The sequence below is a fragment of the Acinetobacter sp. NIPH 1852 genome (assembly GCF_022549455.1).
Lineage (GTDB): Bacteria > Pseudomonadota > Gammaproteobacteria > Pseudomonadales > Moraxellaceae > Acinetobacter.
On the sequence record NZ_JAKZGG010000002.1, the window covers coordinates 272,845 to 289,217 of the forward strand.

The 16,373-nt window shown below is 38.2% G+C and carries 18 protein-coding genes; 4 read left to right on the forward strand and 14 right to left on the reverse strand.

The features are described from left to right. Positions 1-540: 540 nt before the first annotated feature. From MMO38_RS02925 to MMO38_RS02945, 5 genes are all read right to left on the reverse strand, one after another. On the reverse strand, positions 541-1,953 hold the full coding sequence (locus MMO38_RS02925; protein ID WP_241322478.1) for a hypothetical protein: 1,413 nt from the start codon (positions 1,951-1,953) through the stop codon (positions 541-543). 1 nt (position 1,954) lies between these two features. Continuing rightward, a complete protein-coding gene (locus MMO38_RS02930; RefSeq protein WP_241322479.1) occupies positions 1,955-4,726 on the reverse strand; it encodes a type VI secretion system Vgr family protein in 2,772 nt (923 codons plus the stop codon). 148 nt (positions 4,727-4,874) lie between these two features. Next, positions 4,875-5,228: a LysR family transcriptional regulator gene (locus tag MMO38_RS02935; RefSeq protein ID WP_241322480.1), complete on the reverse strand. Its 354-nt coding sequence runs from the start codon at positions 5,226-5,228 to the stop codon at positions 4,875-4,877. Between the two features lie 61 nt (positions 5,229-5,289). Next, positions 5,290-6,399: an S-(hydroxymethyl)glutathione dehydrogenase/class III alcohol dehydrogenase gene (locus MMO38_RS02940; protein ID WP_241322526.1), complete on the reverse strand. Its 1,110-nt coding sequence runs from the start codon at positions 6,397-6,399 to the stop codon at positions 5,290-5,292. 20 nt (positions 6,400-6,419) lie between these two features. Further along, positions 6,420-6,695 carry a metal/formaldehyde-sensitive transcriptional repressor gene (locus MMO38_RS02945; protein ID WP_241322481.1) on the reverse strand — a complete coding sequence of 92 codons (276 nt, stop codon included), beginning with the start codon at positions 6,693-6,695 and terminating at the stop codon, positions 6,420-6,422. A 296-nt stretch (positions 6,696-6,991) separates the two neighbouring features. On the opposite strand from MMO38_RS02945, the gene MMO38_RS02950 reads away from it, so the two are divergent. After that, complete coding sequence (locus tag MMO38_RS02950) at positions 6,992-8,500, forward strand: phospholipase D family protein (protein WP_241322482.1); 1,509 nt, start codon at positions 6,992-6,994, stop codon at positions 8,498-8,500. A gap of 16 nt (positions 8,501-8,516) precedes the next feature. Here the strand turns inward: MMO38_RS02950 and MMO38_RS02955 are convergent, their stop codons facing one another. Further along, a complete protein-coding gene (locus MMO38_RS02955) occupies positions 8,517-9,107 on the reverse strand; it encodes a uracil-DNA glycosylase family protein (RefSeq protein WP_241322483.1) in 591 nt (196 codons plus the stop codon). A 368-nt stretch (positions 9,108-9,475) separates the two neighbouring features. On the opposite strand from MMO38_RS02955, the gene MMO38_RS02960 reads away from it, so the two are divergent. Next, complete coding sequence (locus MMO38_RS02960) at positions 9,476-10,108, forward strand: glutathione S-transferase (protein ID WP_241322484.1); 633 nt, start codon at positions 9,476-9,478, stop codon at positions 10,106-10,108. 77 nt (positions 10,109-10,185) lie between these two features. On the opposite strand, the gene MMO38_RS02965 is transcribed toward MMO38_RS02960, so the two are convergent. The 5 genes from MMO38_RS02965 to MMO38_RS02985 form a co-directional block, all read right to left on the reverse strand. Then, positions 10,186-10,446 (reverse strand): hypothetical protein, encoded by a 261-nt coding sequence (locus MMO38_RS02965; RefSeq protein ID WP_241322485.1) that lies wholly within the window; start codon positions 10,444-10,446, stop codon positions 10,186-10,188. 174 nt (positions 10,447-10,620) lie between these two features. Beyond that, a complete protein-coding gene (locus tag MMO38_RS02970; RefSeq protein WP_241322486.1) occupies positions 10,621-11,319 on the reverse strand; it encodes a histidine phosphatase family protein in 699 nt (232 codons plus the stop codon). Positions 11,320-11,506: 187 nt separating this feature from the next. After that, positions 11,507-12,379: an MBL fold metallo-hydrolase gene (locus tag MMO38_RS02975; RefSeq protein ID WP_241322487.1), complete on the reverse strand. Its 873-nt coding sequence runs from the start codon at positions 12,377-12,379 to the stop codon at positions 11,507-11,509. A 10-nt stretch (positions 12,380-12,389) separates the two neighbouring features. Further along, a complete protein-coding gene (locus tag MMO38_RS02980) occupies positions 12,390-12,800 on the reverse strand; it encodes a DUF6691 family protein (RefSeq protein ID WP_241322488.1) in 411 nt (136 codons plus the stop codon). Beyond that, the gene (locus MMO38_RS02985; RefSeq protein WP_241322489.1) at positions 12,797-13,216 is read right to left on the reverse strand and encodes a YeeE/YedE thiosulfate transporter family protein; all 420 of its coding nucleotides are present in this window, start codon (positions 13,214-13,216) and stop codon (positions 12,797-12,799) included. Before MMO38_RS02985 ends, MMO38_RS02980 begins: the two co-directional genes overlap by 4 nt. Positions 13,217-13,451: 235 nt before the next feature. Here MMO38_RS02985 and MMO38_RS02990 point away from each other — a divergent pair, with 235 nt between their 5' ends. Together MMO38_RS02990 and MMO38_RS02995 are read left to right on the forward strand one after the other, a co-directional pair. Continuing rightward, positions 13,452-13,823 (forward strand): XRE family transcriptional regulator, encoded by a 372-nt coding sequence (locus tag MMO38_RS02990; protein WP_241322490.1) that lies wholly within the window; start codon positions 13,452-13,454, stop codon positions 13,821-13,823. Beyond that, on the forward strand, positions 13,820-14,584 hold the full coding sequence (locus tag MMO38_RS02995) for an RES family NAD+ phosphorylase (RefSeq protein WP_241322491.1): 765 nt from the start codon (positions 13,820-13,822) through the stop codon (positions 14,582-14,584). The genes MMO38_RS02990 and MMO38_RS02995 overlap by 4 nt, the downstream gene beginning before the upstream one ends. 59 nt (positions 14,585-14,643) lie before the next feature. On the opposite strand, the gene MMO38_RS03000 is transcribed toward MMO38_RS02995, so the two are convergent. The 3 genes from MMO38_RS03000 to ftsB all read right to left on the reverse strand — a co-directional run bounded on the left by MMO38_RS03000 (position 14,644) and on the right by ftsB (position 16,305). After that, positions 14,644-15,120, reverse strand: a complete 477-nt coding sequence (locus tag MMO38_RS03000) for a DUF6438 domain-containing protein (RefSeq protein ID WP_241322492.1) — start codon at positions 15,118-15,120, stop codon at positions 14,644-14,646. A 134-nt stretch (positions 15,121-15,254) separates the two neighbouring features. Further along, the gene (gene ispD / locus MMO38_RS03005) at positions 15,255-15,950 is read right to left on the reverse strand and encodes a 2-C-methyl-D-erythritol 4-phosphate cytidylyltransferase (protein WP_241322493.1); all 696 of its coding nucleotides are present in this window, start codon (positions 15,948-15,950) and stop codon (positions 15,255-15,257) included. Further along, positions 15,940-16,305, reverse strand: coding sequence for a cell division protein FtsB (gene ftsB, locus MMO38_RS03010; RefSeq protein ID WP_004671267.1), 366 nt, complete (start codon positions 16,303-16,305; stop codon positions 15,940-15,942). The genes ispD and ftsB overlap by 11 nt, the downstream gene beginning before the upstream one ends. Positions 16,306-16,373 lie beyond the last annotated feature (68 nt).

The window sequence follows — 16,373 nt, forward strand, 5'->3', positions numbered from 1 at the left end:
GTTGTTTTTGACAACCTATCATCATTGCAGCAAAGATCGATATCGCTAAACTCATAACGTTGATTTTCATTAGACCACTTACTCCAAGATAGCTCCTACAATAATTGTTATATCAGCTAAATTTTAACAACAAGCAAGCGAAACTCAAAAAGATAAGGAAAAAAATACCAAAAAGAATAAGAGTATATTGAATACCAAAAAGGAATGGATATTTATTGAGGAGTTGCACTAGTTCTTTTTTGCTTATTATAAAAAAAGAATCTTTATTGTAAAGATTCTTGAAGCTTATGCCTCGCTTAATATTTAATACTTCACGCCAAAAAACAACCGGGACTAATCCAATAAAATAAGAGTCAAATGGATTAAGCGGTATTTTAAAATGGTTCTCATCGCCATATACAAGCCTACAAATACCTTTTAGATTGCAGGATAAATAAAAATATTGAACTATAAAAGTAAAAACATACAGAAATAAAAAAAGAAAAGAAATAACAAAAAAAGAAAAAATTTTGTCTTCTAAAAATAAATTAATAAAATTGATCATTTTCTATCATTAACTTTATCATATACATATTCTGCACCTATGCCAGCACCGGTACCAGCGCCCCAGCTCGCTAATGCCCCTAAACCAGCAGCTACTCCTAATACAACCCATCCAGTTCCACCAGTAGCAACACCTATAACCAAAGCGCTTACGATCATACCACCAGTTAAACCACCAACAATTTTAGAGGTTTCAACAACGGCTGTCCTCTCTTTCTCTTCAGGTTTCGCCTCTGCAATCGCATTTCCAGCATTATAAATATCCAAACCGATAAACAATAATCCCCCTCCTTTGACATATTTACTAATCTTTCCTAACTCCGTCATATTCTTAGCGTATGCTTTTGTACCACCTTTATAATTCGGATCTCTGATCAAAGCCGTACTTTTCGTGACTTTTCTCATATTCTGAGTTTGGATCCCACGATCCCATCTAAAAATGTCATTTAAAAAATTATTGTCGAACTGTTTATATAAAGAGGCATATTTCCGTCTAAATTCTGGCTCATGCTTTGGATTAGCTAACCTTGAACCTTTAGCGACCTCTTCATTATATTTTAAGGTAATCTCTCCTTGAACTTTACTTAATTTTGCCATTGCCCCAACCGAAAAATTCATAGAAGCATCTATACTCCCTTTTGCTACAGTTCCCCAAGCAATACCACTGCTTTCTGATGATACAGGTGATTCAAACTTATGGGTCAAGGGATGAGCATTAGGATCATTAAAGACATCATGTTTAGAAGCAACAACCTGATCTTCATTATAGATATCAAGCAAAAACTCATAATTTTGAGCAAAAAACTCCGCATCAAAACTAGGGTCCTTCATCATGTTCTCAAGGTTCTTTTGTGCTTCCCTTGCTTCTTTTTTATATTGTTCTAACTCTTTTGCTGTTGTACTATTCGATAAAATAATGACTTGACCTGGTTGTAATAGTCTAATGCTTGCCATGCCAGTTATATGTGGATTATTTTTTCTAAGAATATCCCAATCCGAGCTTGTTAGCGGTCTTTTAAACACACGCTTTGACCATTCCAACATTGTTTCTTTTTTCTTGACCAAATACCAAGCAACTTCACTATCATCTAAATAGATTTCTTTAATATTTTCAGTGACCTTTTTTGTCATTTCTTTTGTTAATTTGATGCTAAAACTGCTCCAACGTGTTTTTTGAGGATACGCCTTTGCAGAAATTTTTTGTAAGAGTTCACCACGAATATAAACTTCATAGATTAGTACTGTATTTAAATTCCGAATCTCATACCACTTTGTAAACCCTTGTTCATCAAAACGCCCTTCGAACTTTGTTTGTTTATTTGTTATTTTATTGTAGACAATAAATTTATAAGTCAAATCTTTGACTTTCAATGGGGCTTGAACGATAAGTTTCAGTCGACTGTAATGCATATTATTCTTCCTCTACTCCATCTTCTTCAGCTTCTTCTATTTCATTCACCATCACACGTGTTGCCACTTTTTGGGCAGAAGATGTTGTTTTTAATTTCATAAAACCATTTTTGTCTGTCACACCTTTTTGAATATTTCCACTCTCATCAAAAATCAAATAAGGCTTATCCATAAGCAACTGATTATCTTTGTTTTTTACAAGATACTGAAGAATAAAAGGGTTGTCGAATTTAGGTAATAATGGCAACTTAGTAGAAACACTCCCCCCCCCCATAAACAAATGCTGCCCAGCTTTACATTCAAACTTTCCACCTGTGGTTGGGAAAATACCACCACCATTAATTTCGAGTTGCGAACTATCGCCAACCATGACGATTTTCTTTTTCGCAATAAAATGTATTGAACCCTCTGTCGAGATGATTTGTATCCCTGCTTTAGCAAATATATCCAGACCATCACTTTGCGCCTGTATCTCAAACTTACCTTTTGCTGCAACCTGTTTAATCCCGCTTTGTGCTGCAAATAAGCTGATCTTTTGACTGGCTTGGGCGATTAAATTCTTTTGCGTAGTTAGGTTAATACTACCGCCTGCAAATTGGTTCAGTTGTCCATCCGCAGAAAGGTGTATGTCTTCTGGAGTACTCAGTCCAATACCATTCGGTGAGCTAAGTAATAGGATTGCTTCATTGAATTTAGCAATCTTGTCTTGAATTGTCTCGGCGAACGCTTTGAGTTGTTCTAAAGCTTCGAGTTCATCCGTCTGTTGGTTCTTTGCCACTTCACTTAAGGCTTTGGCGTTGCTTTGGTTGCCTTCTAATTGTTGTTTGGCTGTTTGCGCTTCGAGATGATCGCCTTCTGCTTGGTCTTGTGTATGGGTGGTGATCAGTAAGCCTTCGCCTGCTCGAATCGCACCCCATTGGTCAGTGCGTAGTTCAAAGCCTTCACCTCGATCTTCGCTTTCTGCTTGGGCTTTAGGGTGGCTGAGTTTACCGAGATTGAGTTGACTTGCCGCATGGCTGCTTTGTAGTTGAGCGCTGATCTGTCCTGTGGTGTCGTCAAAGCGTAGCTGGTTATAACCTGAGCCTTGGTATTCTTTGGATTTTATCCCTGCCAGTTTCTTGGTATCTGGCAGTTGTCCTTGGTTATCGAATTTAGTCGGGCTACGCTGTGCTTCGTGCAGTCGTCCTGTGACATAAGGTCGGTCGATGTTGCCATCAAAGAAGTCGATCACCACGATCTCACCGATACGTGGCAGAAAGCGTGCGCCGTAGCCTTCGCCAGCCCAAGGAGTGAGTACATCCACCCATGCTGAATCGGTATCGTTGTCGTTACTACCTGCACCGCCATCGTGTTGGTGATCCTCATTTCGGGTAAACAGGAAGCGGACTTTGATTCTGCCCCATTCATCGACATGGATTTCTTCACCTGATGGTCCAACCACTTTGGCGCGTTGTGGATGGGCTGCTGGGCGGTGTTGTAGGGGGTGGTATTCGGGTACGGTTTTGATGCTGCGACGTTGTAGGGTCAGTTGGTTGGCTTGGCGTTCTCCGCTATTGTTTGAATATTGCCATTGGCTTTGTTCAACTAATTGGCTGATTTGATCGTTCAAATCTTTGGGTAGGTTGTTCTGATTAAACCAATCTTTTTTGATGATTAGAAACTCTTGGTCTGATCCACTGTGTTGATCGATTTCTGGGTGTTCGTTCAGTTTAAACCAGTAGCCGACTTGGGTATCGCGTACAGTCGTATTGGCGATAAACTGTTTGGCTTGGGCATCGTGGTAATGAGCGAGGTTTTGATTAAGTTTTTCAATTTGCTTGTTGCCTGATGCAGTTGCGCCATCTTCTCCATTGAGGTCTTGCATCCATGCTGGGGTGAAGTGCCATGCATCTTCAAGTCCTAGGCTGGCATTGTCGTGTTGTTCGCTATGCCGATGCTTGCTTTGTACACTGCCTGCACCGTCTTCTTGTTCTAGGGCATCGGCTTGCCAGCGTTGGATATGCACGGCTGTCGGTTGTAAAGAGCGTTCCGCAATTAAGCTGGTCATGCTGTCGTATTGTTCGGTGGCACTGCTGCGGTGATAACGAATCGTTCTGCGATTTAAGGCTTGGTATTGGTTGTTATCGTCAATTAAACGCAGTTTTTGTGCTTGGATCGGGCTATTGCTGTTTGCAACAGTGAGTTGAGCTTCATCAATTAACCAGTTAACACCCTCACTACGCAATAAATTCGTTAGAAATTCTGCATCGGTTTGATTGTGTTGCATAGTGAATGGGCGAACATCGTAGTCTTGCGTAAGCCCACTGAGATCCAAGCTAAGACTGGATGCAAATAAGGGATTTTGTTGTTGCCATTCCTTAAAAACAACTTCCAATACCTCTATAACCGTCTTATTCATAAACACGCGGCTATTACGACGTTTATGCCACAGTGCGGTGGCATCTTGCAGTTTGAGTTTATATAGGGTCAAACTGCCATCAGATTGTCCTTGGAAGGCTTCGGTGATAATACCTGTGGTTCTAAAGAGTGTGCCTATATCCGTAACGGTATCGACAGCAACTTGGCAACCAATGAATTGTTTTAATGGAATGATCGCGTTCGTAGATAAGCATATAAGGGCGGCAGTAATTCCGCCATTCAGACTATGCGTACCTTCAATACGCTGCAAAAATACCTGATTGGCTAAAGCAGGATTCGAAAATTGAATATGAATTGCACGTTTCTGAGCAGTTAAGCCGAGTTGTTCTAATGCAGAAAAAATAGTCTTGAACATTGCTTCTTATTGAGTTTTTTTAAACGTAAAGGCATTTTACAGGAAAAATCGATGATATGTTCAGACAGTTTCGTCTATTTGTGACGATTTGTGTCACCATCATAAAGGGGATGCCTTTTAAAAATTCACTGGACAATCTTCCTATTCTTCATTTCACTTTCATATAATTAGATAGCTCTTCAAATTCTGATTCGACTGCCTGAATGGCATGTTGCTCCATTATTCTAAATTTATTTAACACCAATTGTCCTAATTCAGTGACCACTGCACCACCACCATGTGTTCCGCCAGTCTGAGTTTCAACAAGATTGGAACGAAAACATTGGTTCATTGTTTCCACCAATTGCCACGCACGCCGATAGCTCATATTCATGCATTTAGCGGCTTGAGAAATTGAGCCTGTACGTTGAATCGCTTCAAGTAACTCAGCTTTTCCAGGTCCAAAAGCAATTTCATTTTCAGACAATATACGAACATGAAGTTTTAAACGTGCTTTCGTCATGAATAGATGCTCATAGATGATTTGATGGCACTTTTCGCACCATCAAATCTAAACTTAAAAATTAGAAATGAATCACAGTACGGATAGATTTACCTTCATGCATCAAATCAAAGGCTTCATTAATATTCTCAAGTGGCATGGTATGCGTTACAAAAGGCTCCAGTTGGATTTCACCTTTCATTGCATCTTCTACCATTTTCGGGAGTTGCGAACGACCTTTCACTCCACCGAACGCTGTACCCATCCACTTACGACCTGTGACCAGTTGGAAAGGACGCGTCGAAATTTCCTGACCTGCACCGGCTACGCCAATAATCACGGATTGCCCCCAACCACGATGTGCACATTCCAAAGCAGAACGCATCACATTGGTATTGCCAATACACTCAAAAGAATGATCAACGCCCCAACCTGTCATTTCTACAATCACTTGTTGTATCGGTTGTTCATAATCTTTTGGATTTAAACAATCTGTTGCACCAAACTGTTTTGCCAGTTCAAATTTATCTGGATTTGTATCCACCACAATGATTCGCCCAGCTTTAGCCTGACGTGCACCTTGTACGACTGCCAAACCAATACCACCTAAGCCAAAGACGGCAACACTATCACCTTCTTGTACTTTCGCTGTGTTATGTACTGCACCGATACCTGTCGTTACACCACAGCCTAATAAACAGACTTGTTCATGATTGGCTTCAGGGTTAATTTTCGCCAAAGAGACTTCAGCAACAACCGTGTATTCACTAAAGGTTGAGCAACCCATATAGTGATAAATTGGCTGGCCATTATAAGAAAAACGGGTTGTGCCATCAGGCATAACACCTTTACCTTGAGTTGCACGAACCGCAACGCATAAATTGGTTTTGCCCGATTTACAGAATAAACATTCCTTACATTCTGCTGTATAAAGCGGAATCACATGATCGCCAACCGCAACACTGGTTACACCTACACCGATTTGAACCACAACTCCTGCGCCTTCATGCCCCAAAACGGCAGGGAAAACACCTTCGGGATCATCACCTGATAAAGTAAAGGCATCTGTATGGCATACACCTGTATGCGTAATTTTAATGAGGACTTCACCTGCTTTAGGTGGCTCAACATCAAGCTCTACGATTTGTAATGGTTCACCGGCGGCAAAAGCAACGGCTGCACGAGATTTAATCACAATGATACTCCTGAATTTTACTTTAAATAAGATTTAAGAATTTTACTGACTTGAATCAGCTCTTGACTGCGTTGCAACTCGGAAGATTCACCGACGACTAAGGTATCTTTTAAATGAATTTCGAGAAGTTCAGTCATCAAACCATTTATTGCGCCACGAACTGCACAGATTTGCTGCAAAATATCTGCGCATTCTGCGTCATTTTCCAAAGCACGCTCAACACTCTGGACTTGGCCTTGGATTCGTCTTACACGAGCGAGGATCTTTTTTTTGTCCTCTAATTGCTTAGGCATAATGTAGACCACATTAAATCTAAAAATATACTATACACCAGTATAGTACTATGGCTCAATATTTATTGATTTATACACTATACATCTGTATTGATTCAGAGTATTTACATAGGAAAAATATATAAATTAAAATATAAGTTGTTGATTATATTTATAATTACATTTAAACCTTGGAAAGAAAACGTATTTAGATATATAAGAAAATCAATAACCTGCAAATTACTGTTGGACTCACACGCTTGATAAATAAAATGATAAATAATTCATACTCTTTCAAGATAATGACACTTGGTATTATGTTAGCAATAAGTGGCTGTTCATTGCCCCCTAATCAAAACCATGATCGGAGTAATCCCTTGCAAACAAAAACAAAATGGATAAATGATCCTCAAACCGATCTTAATATTGAAAATGGTTTAACTGCATTTTTAGCTTTGGATGATGCATTTTTAAGTATTGCATCTCGTATTCACTTAATCAGGAACGCTAAACATCATTTGGATTTGCAATATTACATTTGGAATGATGATCCAATTGGCAACTTGATGCTTTATGAATTACTCAATGCTGCTGACCGAGGGGTAAAAATCCGATTACTGATTGATGACCAAAATGGAGTCAAACTCGATAAAACACTTAAAGCACTCTCGCAACATCCAAATCTAGACATTCGTATTTTCAATCCATATAAGTTTAGACATCTGCGCTTTATTGACTATATTTTCAGGTTAAATCAAATTAACCATCGCATGCACAATAAACTCACGATTGCTGACTCATCAATCGCAGTCACTGGTGGTCGAAATATTAGTAGTGAATACTTTGACGCCAGTGATCAATTCCAATTTAGTGACATGGACATTTTATTTTATGGCGCGTCTGTTGATCACGCTGCTGAGGTCTTCGATGAGTTTTGGCAAAGTCCTTTAAGTTATTCTACTGAACAATTACTTGGTCAAGGCACACCGCAGCAATTTGAAAGTATTAGGCAAAGTTATCAGGCTTTTGATGAAGAAAATACGCTTACTGAAAAGAAGCTTGAAGCTGCGCAGGATTATTTAAAAATCCGTCTTCAAAACTACCCTGTTCAATGGGCAAAAGCACACTTTGTTGCGGATCGACCGAATAAAGCATCGGGACAAGCAAAAGAGCAAGAACTGCTTTATGCACAAGTCTTAAAGATTATGGGGAAACCCGAGCAGCACATGGAATTGGTTTCGGCCTATTTTGTGCCAACACAACGTGGAACAGAATACTTAAGCCAATTATCGAATAACGGTATCAAAGTTAGGGTGCTCACCAATAGTTTGGTCGCCAATGATGTCGCCGTTGTGCATTCATTTTATAGTCAATACCGTAAACCGCTTCTACAAAATGGCGTACAACTTTACGAGTTCAAACCCAATATCGAAAGAAAAAAACGGACTTGGTATGAAATCGCAACGGGTAGCGTGATTCCTATAAAAGGTAAAAATCGCTCAAGCCTACATGCAAAATTCTTTGATGTAGATGGTAAAGTTTTTATTGGTTCTTTTAATTTTGACCCTCGTTCTGCGCATTTAAATACCGAGGTCGGTTTAGTGGTTGAATCAGATCAATTACAGAATCAAATTACCGCACTTCTGGATGAACACATGCTACAAGTCGCCTATCAACTTAAACTTGATGCAGATGGCAATATTGTCTGGTATGAACATAAGGAAAATGGTCAAGTCATTGAACATCATCACGACCCTGAGAGCACTAGATTCCAAAGGTTTAGCATGCATTTCGTGTCTTATTTTCCAGTAGAATGGATGATGTAGTTCAATTTTAGATTGATTACACCAAACCAATTATTTCAAAGAATTGTCGATAAACATCCGCTTTTTTTTCTAAGGCTAAAGGATATGCCCGTGACGATGATGGTAAACGATATAAATTAAGCTCACGATTAGCATAATTTACTTGTACAGATTGACCAATCATTGGCTTATTTGCTTGCTCTGGAAAATGCTGCATCAAAGTATCGGTGGCCTTGTCCCCTGTGGTCATAATGGTATGGCACATTGGGATTTGCTCTAGCAATTCTGATAAATCAGTTGGTGTGACAATTTGCAAAAACTTGTCCGAAGCATTGCCTTGCAGCCGTTTAACTTGATAGGCCGTATCAAATATTCCAACACCAATTTGTGTTAAGAAATCACGTATAAGCTGTTCTTTAAAGTTTTTATTCGGCAAGTCTAAAAAATAGTCTTTGTCTTTAAAGAAAATCAAACCAAAGATACGCCACATATCATTTTGATAGTTCGGATAATAGAAATCCATTTTCCATCTACTTTGAGGCGGTGGAAAACTTCCTAACATGAGTAATTTTGCATGAACAGGTAGAAAAGGAGTTAGCGGATGTGTTTCTATTTCTATATCAGTCATTTATATAAAAAACCAAGTTTAAAATTGAGTGAATAATTTTGATCATTTTATAGATATTTCTAGCTTTTTGCTTGTGCCTTTTCGTATAGCAAAATTTCAACAATAATTTTTTTCATTAAACTTTGAGTTCACTAATCTGGGCAAACTGAGCAATATGTTGAAGCAAAATCAGGAGAAAAGGTCTTTCTAAGTCGCTTCCTAGCTATCGGCATCATTCCCCCCTGTTTAGCCATAGGTATGGAACAATCATCAAAATATAGTAGCTCAGATGCTTTTTTGGAAAGTCGCCATGATAAATGTGTTTAATCGCTTATTGAAATTTGAAAAGTGTGGGAAAATTACCGTAAAACTCTTTAACAGGAATTATCATGATTACATTACATCATTTAGATCAATCACGTTCTTTTCGAATTTTGTGGCTACTTGAAGAAATCAAACAGCCGTATCAACTGCAACGCTATTACCGTGATTTAACTACCCATTTAGCGCCTGAGTCTTTAAAAAATATTCATCCTTTAGGTAAGTCTCCTGTGATTGAGTGGCAAGGTAAAATCATTGCGGAATCAGGTGCCATAGTAGAATTATTAATTCAGAAATTTGCACCTCACTTAGCACCAGACATCAATGATGCTACTTATGTAGACTATCTACAATGGATTCATTTCTCTGAAAGCTCTGCCATGTTGCCATTTTTATTAAAAGTTTTTAATGAGATAGAGACCAAGCAAGGTACGCAGTTGATATTTCTAGAAAACTATACTCAAGTTGAATTTGATAAGGTTTTTGGTTATCTAAATGAGTATTTAGAAAATAAATCATATTTGGTGGAAGATCGTTTAACTGGAGCAGACTTTATGATGGGATTTGGACTTCATGCCTTAATTCATCAAATGTCACAAGGTGAGAATTATCCAAATATTCAGAAATATGTCGAGGGATTAAGTTTATTACCTAGCTGGAAAGCGGCAGTAAAAATTGAACAAGATGGAGTGAAGACCTGAAAATTAAAATATTATCAAGCGTTTTCATACAATAAAGAAATGGAAAGCCCAGCTAAGGGCTTTCCGATCTAGTTATTTTAAGCGCGAAATTCCTTCGTGGTCATCTCACCTAAATAACAAATAGATAACGTAAACAAGTTCTCAGGATCTGCTGATGGATCATTCTTTCTGATCCACTCCAATCCAATTACACCAAGCTCATTTAATTTTGATTGGGAAACGGGTGGTAAAAAGGTTTCCAATGGCAGTTGAATACTAAAGTTTCGAGTATTACCACTATCATTCTTATCATTAAAAGTATAACCAATTAAATACCAATGATATTTTTGTTCAGACATTTCTTATTCTCAAGTTGGATTGTTGAGATATTTTTATACCATAGAAACTTAAAAAACCCACTCAAAACACGTGCGCCTGCCTATTTTTTGTCACATCTCCATAGGCTCACAAGAATTGAAGTCTGAGTAAGCGAACATCACTTTTCAGATGATTTAATAGACGAGTTCTCCCAGTTACAACCAAGTTAGCAAATCTGGATTTTTAGATTTGATAAATTGATGCTCGTTCACACTCAATAGCTGTGGCTCACCATTGACTAACTTCAAGGTGGTAACACTTGTGTTTGCAATCGACCAGCTGAGCGCGAAAGTACGTTGCACACTTAACTCAAGTAATTTACCGACCACAACGGAGATCACGCCACCAGAAGTAAAAACAACAGCTTCTTGGGGTTGTTTATGTGCTAACTCTGCACATAAATTCTCTAATGCACTTTCTACACGCATTTTAAAGGTGATCCAAGATTCATCATACTCATGATGAAATTCTTCATTTGTCCAACGAGCAATCGCTTGATCGAAAATCTGAAATAAATAAGCTCTCGGGTCTACTTCTTGAAAAACGTCTTGTTGCAATACTTCTGGTTGAGCAAACCTTGGCTCATATAAAGAAAATACTTGCTGATGATTAAACTCATTCCATAACCCATCAGTTTTATAATCCGCTTGAGGAAAACACTCATTCAATGAAATTTGAGTGGTTTGTTGATGCCGCTTCATGCTACCTGAAACGATATAAGGCGGTTCAGTAAAAAGATGCTTAAAATATTGCCCTAAGAGCTTTGCTTGTGCTTCACCATTTTCAGATAGCTCATCGTAATTACTTTTACCAAATGAAGCCTGACCATGTCTGACTAAATAAATGGTGGTCATTTAAACACCTTAATTTCAGCAAGTTTTAAAATGAATTGTATTTTTATCATAGCGTTGATTGAATGTACAAAAATTTATGTTTGGAAATTGCATGTGACTAAGTTAATAAAATAGATGTTCAATTTTACTTAGGCTATTTTGAGCACATGCGATAACATCGATATTTACTAATCTCAGCTCAGGTGATTTACTGCTTAAAGTAGTTTAAAGGTAGTTTTAAATAACGTATGCCATTGGATTCAGGTTCAGGAAAACGCCCAGCATCCATGTTGATTTGAATAGCTGGCAGAATCAGTTTGGGCATAGCCAAAGTTGCATCTCGTGCTTGTCGCATATTCACAAAATCTTGTTTGTGGGTTTTAGCATCTATATGAATATTGGTTTGCTTTTGTGCATTGATAGTTGTTTCATAAAGGTATTCATTTCTTCCTTCAGGCTTATAATCATGGCAGAGAAAAACTCGTGTTTGATCAGGAAGTTGATATAGTTTTTGTACCGAATCAAATAAAGTATCTGCACTACCTTTAGGAAAATCACAACGTGCCGTGCCATAGTCTGGCATAAATAGTGTATCCCCTACGAACACAGCATCACCGATCACATAACTTAAGCATGCAGGTGTATGTCCTGGCGTTGGGAGGTTGAATGCGTCCAATTCACCGATACTAAAATGCTCGTTATCTTTGAATAAATAATCAAAGCTTTGATGGGTGTTAAAATACTTTATATCAATGCCGTATATTGCACTGAAAGTTTGTTGAACAATACTGATCTTCTGACTCATGGCAACTTTGCCACCCAGTTTTGATTTTAAGTATTGAGAAGCGGTTAAATGATCTGCATGTACATGTGTTTCCAATATCCATTCAACTTTTAATTGATGATCTTCAACATATTGAATGATTTGATCCGCACTTTCAGTCGAGGTTGAAGCCGATGCAGCATCATAATTCAATACGCTATCAATTACAGCACAACAGTTCGTCTGTGGATCATTCACTACATAACTAAATGTATTGGTATCTTGATCAAAAAAAGCTTTAACTTGAGGATATTGCATGGTATTTCTCCTAGCGCTTAGCCCATAAATGATGAATAAACATTCCAAACAGCATGGCTGTAATAAAATACCAAATTTGAGAATAACCCAAGCCAATCAATGTAATTGCAGGTGCAGGACAAACACCCGCAATACCCCAACCAACACCGAATAAAATTGCTCCGATCACCAGTTTTTTATCAATCTGAGTATTCGTTGGTAAAGTAATTTTTTCTCCAAATAATGTTTTTGGGTTACGAATTGCTTTTTGGAAAGGAATAATTGCAACAGCAATTGCACCAATCATCACAAACATTAAGCTAATATCCCATTGGCCAAAGATATCTAAGAAACCTAAAACTTTTGCGGGATTCGACATCCCTGAAAGCATTAGACCTAGCGCAAATAAGCTACCAAATAAAAAAGCAAAAATATTTTTCATAGCATCACCCCTAACAGATGACGTGCAATATATACCGTCACGATCCCAGCAGACATGAATATCATCGTTGCAACTATTGAACGCATAGACAAACGACTTATTCCACAAATACCATGTCCACTGGTACATCCCGAACCTAAGCGCGTACCGAAGCCAACCAATACCCCCGCCGCAATCAAGGCGATCGGAGATGACTCTAAGATGATCTCAGGCTTAACAAATAATTGATAAATAAATGGTGTGATAAGTAGGCCCAACAAAAACCAAAAAGCTGGGCTTTTAAATAATGATTTTGGTTGGAGTAGCTGGGCGATCAGACCACTAATTCCTGCGATACGACCATTCACATATAAGTAACCAATAACTGCTAACCCAATAAGCACACCGCCCATCAGTGCCAACAAAATGCTATGCATATTCCGCTCCAAACATTATGTGTTTTTATAATATATTATTTTAAATAATAATATAAGCTATTTTTCTACATTTGATTTAATGCGTTATTTTATCTACCTTTATTCAACTATATCTATTTTCGCCAATCAGATTCTACTTATATCATACGCATACAAAATCATTGCTCCAACACAAAGTTGTGCATAATGCACAATTAACATATAATAAGTGCATATACAGCATGAGGATTTCATCATGAGTGCATTATTAAAACAACCCGCAGACAAAAAAGTTGTACTCGCCAAAGCGGTGCTCAATGCAGCAGAACAACTTGACCTAAAACAAGTACAATTGGCCGCCATTTTAGGTGTACATCGTACAGCGATCAGCCGATTGAAAAACAATCCTGAGTTAGATCCTGCTTCTAAACAAGGTGAATTGGCGCTATTGCTTATTCGTCTATCACGGGCATTATATGCTTTGACAGGTGGAGACACAGACTGGATGCGTCACTTTATGAATACATCGAATCGTGTGACTGGTGGTGTTCCTGTTGAACAAATCGAGAGTGTGAGTGGATTGGTCTCTGTTCTGCAATTTGTCGATGCAATTCGAGGTAAAGTATGACCGCCATTGAACAAAATCTATGGCAACAGTGTCAAGGAAACCAACAAATAACGCCCCTATCTGGTACTTTATATCGTTTAGTAGAAAGCCAAGAACAAATTGCGACACGACAATTAGTTGACACCTTAGAAGAACAAGCATTATTGGAGGATATGCTGGAATTGGTTAAACCACCATATCCTCCAAACTCAGATCATTTACATTATCTACTTAAAACACCTTTTCGCTACCCGCCATTAAAATGGGGTTCACGTTTTGGTCGGACATTTGAACCGAGTATTTTTTATGGCGGATGTAGCATCGCTGTTACGCTAGCAGAATCAGCTTATTATCGCTTTATATTTTGGCATTCAATGAATGGCCAACCAAAGAAAAAAACCATACGTACCGAGCACACCTTATTCTCAGTCGGCTATCATTGTGATAAAGGTATCCGTTTACAATCTCCACCATTTGAACAGTATCTTGATCTTATCGCTCACCCGACAAACTACAGTTATGCTCAACAGTTGGGTACATCCATGAGAAATGCAGGCATAGAAATATTTGAATATCCATCCGCTCGTGAAAATCACCATGCAGCTTGTGTTGGACTATTTACAGCAGATCACTTTAGCCAAAATAGCCCGATAGATCGAGCGCAATGGTTTTGTGATATTGGTGCTGATGAGGTTATATTTAAAGCGGTCGAAGATTCAAGCATTGTTCGTTTTGAATTATCACAGTTTTTACAACAAGGTGAATTTCCAATGCCAGCATAAGATGGCAATCTTCATATAAAAATGCCCCGATATATCGGGGCAAATAAATAATATTCTATTTAACTCACTAAACCATCAACCCCAATCATTTTTGGCAACTTTTCAATCAGTTTATTGAGCTCAGCATTTGCTGGCGAAATACAGCCCATGTAGTGACTAAGTTTAGTTACCGTACCATCTGGACGTGACCAAGAAAAATAGGCATTCTGCTGGTCAGTTGCGGTCTCTTCACAAGCAGTAGTTTTTACACTCATACCTGTTTCTGGGCGATACGTTTTCAGCTCTTGTTGAAGCTTGCTATAAACAGAAGGATCAACGCTAAGGTCTTGCGTCCCAACAACTTTGGTATATTGCTTCCCATCAAAATGAACCTTCCCTGAAGGAGAAATTTCAACAGAATAAATCGGGCATGCGCCAAAACAAGGGCTGGTCGAGTAGCGAATTGTTTCCTGTACGGTATCTTGAGGCTGTTGAGTTGTTGTTGCACAACCCACTAAAGAAAAGCTAAAAAGACCTGCAAGTAATAATTTTTTCATTTATTGATCCATTATCAAGAATGTTGTTTAAATTTAACAAATTGTGAAATACTTGTCATTTATGTTAACAGGAAAATGATAAATTTCATCTAATTTACTTAGGCTATTTTATATTAAGAAAGATATATCTAAATCTAGTTTGTTTGAGACAGAAGAACTAAGCGTGCAAGTTCTAAATCATCGGTATAAGTAATTTTAATATTATCTGAACGCCCTTGTACCACTTGCACAGCTTCACCGATATATTCCAAGGCACTTGCTTCATCGGTGATATTGATTTGGGCAGCTAATGCAGCCTCAATCGCATGTTTTAGCGTTTTTAATTTTGCCATTTGTGGTGTTTGCGCTTGCCATAAATGCTCACGACTTACTGTTCTTTCAATCTGATCATTAGCTTGTACGTGTTTTAAAGTATCGCGCACAGGTATTGCTAGAATCGAACTTTGATTCGATTGAACTGAAGATAGCACTAATTTCTCTAAACAGTTCGCTGTTACACATGGGCGTGCAGCATCATGTACCAAAACCCAATCATTTTCATCTGCAATATCGGATAAATAAATTAAAGCATTAAGAACAGAATGAACACGCTCGACACCACCTATACAGTAGTGCAATTTATCTAGATGTTGAAAAGAGAGTGTTCTAGCAAAGTTATCTTGCTCACCGATCGCTAGCACACACCCCGCCAAATCCAATGTATTTAAACGGTTAACCGTATGCTCAAGTACAGTTTGACTTTGGATATATTGATATTGTTTTAATTCGGTTTTGGAAAAACGACTGCCCGAACCTGCTGCGGGTACAATCGCCCAAAGCTTAGTTTTCATTGGTGGCAGTATCTACTTTTGCATTTGGATCAATATAAATGGGTTTGTAATGGGTACTAATAGTACTCATTTGCACAAAAGTTTCATTAGGTTTAACTAAACCTAAATCTAAGCGTGCATGTTCCTCAATTGCTTCACTTCCGTTTTTTAAATCAAAAACTTCAGCGGCCAAAATACGGTTACGCTCTTTTAACTCAGTATTGATTTCAGCTTGTTGTTGAATTTGATGAGTTAAAGCCTGATGAGGAACGTATCCGCCCTCACCTAGCCAAAACCGATACTGTAAACTTGCAATCAAAACGATTGCAAGCAACAGAATCAACTTACTTGAAGTAGATCTAAAAATCTCTAACATGAATAACTCCCTATATCCCTCTTTAAAGGAAGATCAGTCACGAATTCTATAGGATTCTGAATTCGTGA

Coding starts and splice junctions, on each gene's coding strand:
- MMO38_RS02925 (WP_241322478.1), bottom strand. CDS start 1,953: ATGCATTACAGTCGACTGAAACTTATCGTTCAAGCCCCATTGAAAGTC.
- MMO38_RS02930 (WP_241322479.1), bottom strand. CDS start 4,726: ATGTTCAAGACTATTTTTTCTGCATTAGAACAACTCGGCTTAACTGCT.
- MMO38_RS02935 (WP_241322480.1), bottom strand. CDS start 5,228: ATGACGAAAGCACGTTTAAAACTTCATGTTCGTATATTGTCTGAAAAT.
- MMO38_RS02945 (WP_241322481.1), bottom strand. CDS start 6,695: ATGCCTAAGCAATTAGAGGACAAAAAAAAGATCCTCGCTCGTGTAAGA.
- MMO38_RS02950 (WP_241322482.1), top strand. CDS start 6,992: ATGTTAGCAATAAGTGGCTGTTCATTGCCCCCTAATCAAAACCATGAT.
- MMO38_RS02955 (WP_241322483.1), bottom strand. CDS start 9,107: ATGACTGATATAGAAATAGAAACACATCCGCTAACTCCTTTTCTACCT.
- MMO38_RS02960 (WP_241322484.1), top strand. CDS start 9,476: ATGATTACATTACATCATTTAGATCAATCACGTTCTTTTCGAATTTTG.
- MMO38_RS02965 (WP_241322485.1), bottom strand. CDS start 10,446: ATGTCTGAACAAAAATATCATTGGTATTTAATTGGTTATACTTTTAAT.
- MMO38_RS02970 (WP_241322486.1), bottom strand. CDS start 11,319: ATGACCACCATTTATTTAGTCAGACATGGTCAGGCTTCATTTGGTAAA.
- MMO38_RS02975 (WP_241322487.1), bottom strand. CDS start 12,379: ATGCAATATCCTCAAGTTAAAGCTTTTTTTGATCAAGATACCAATACA.
- MMO38_RS02980 (WP_241322488.1), bottom strand. CDS start 12,800: ATGAAAAATATTTTTGCTTTTTTATTTGGTAGCTTATTTGCGCTAGGT.
- MMO38_RS02985 (WP_241322489.1), bottom strand. CDS start 13,216: ATGCATAGCATTTTGTTGGCACTGATGGGCGGTGTGCTTATTGGGTTA.
- MMO38_RS02990 (WP_241322490.1), top strand. CDS start 13,452: ATGAGTGCATTATTAAAACAACCCGCAGACAAAAAAGTTGTACTCGCC.
- MMO38_RS02995 (WP_241322491.1), top strand. CDS start 13,820: ATGACCGCCATTGAACAAAATCTATGGCAACAGTGTCAAGGAAACCAA.
- MMO38_RS03000 (WP_241322492.1), bottom strand. CDS start 15,120: ATGAAAAAATTATTACTTGCAGGTCTTTTTAGCTTTTCTTTAGTGGGT.
- ispD (WP_241322493.1), bottom strand. CDS start 15,950: ATGAAAACTAAGCTTTGGGCGATTGTACCCGCAGCAGGTTCGGGCAGT.
- ftsB (WP_004671267.1), bottom strand. CDS start 16,305: ATGTTAGAGATTTTTAGATCTACTTCAAGTAAGTTGATTCTGTTGCTT.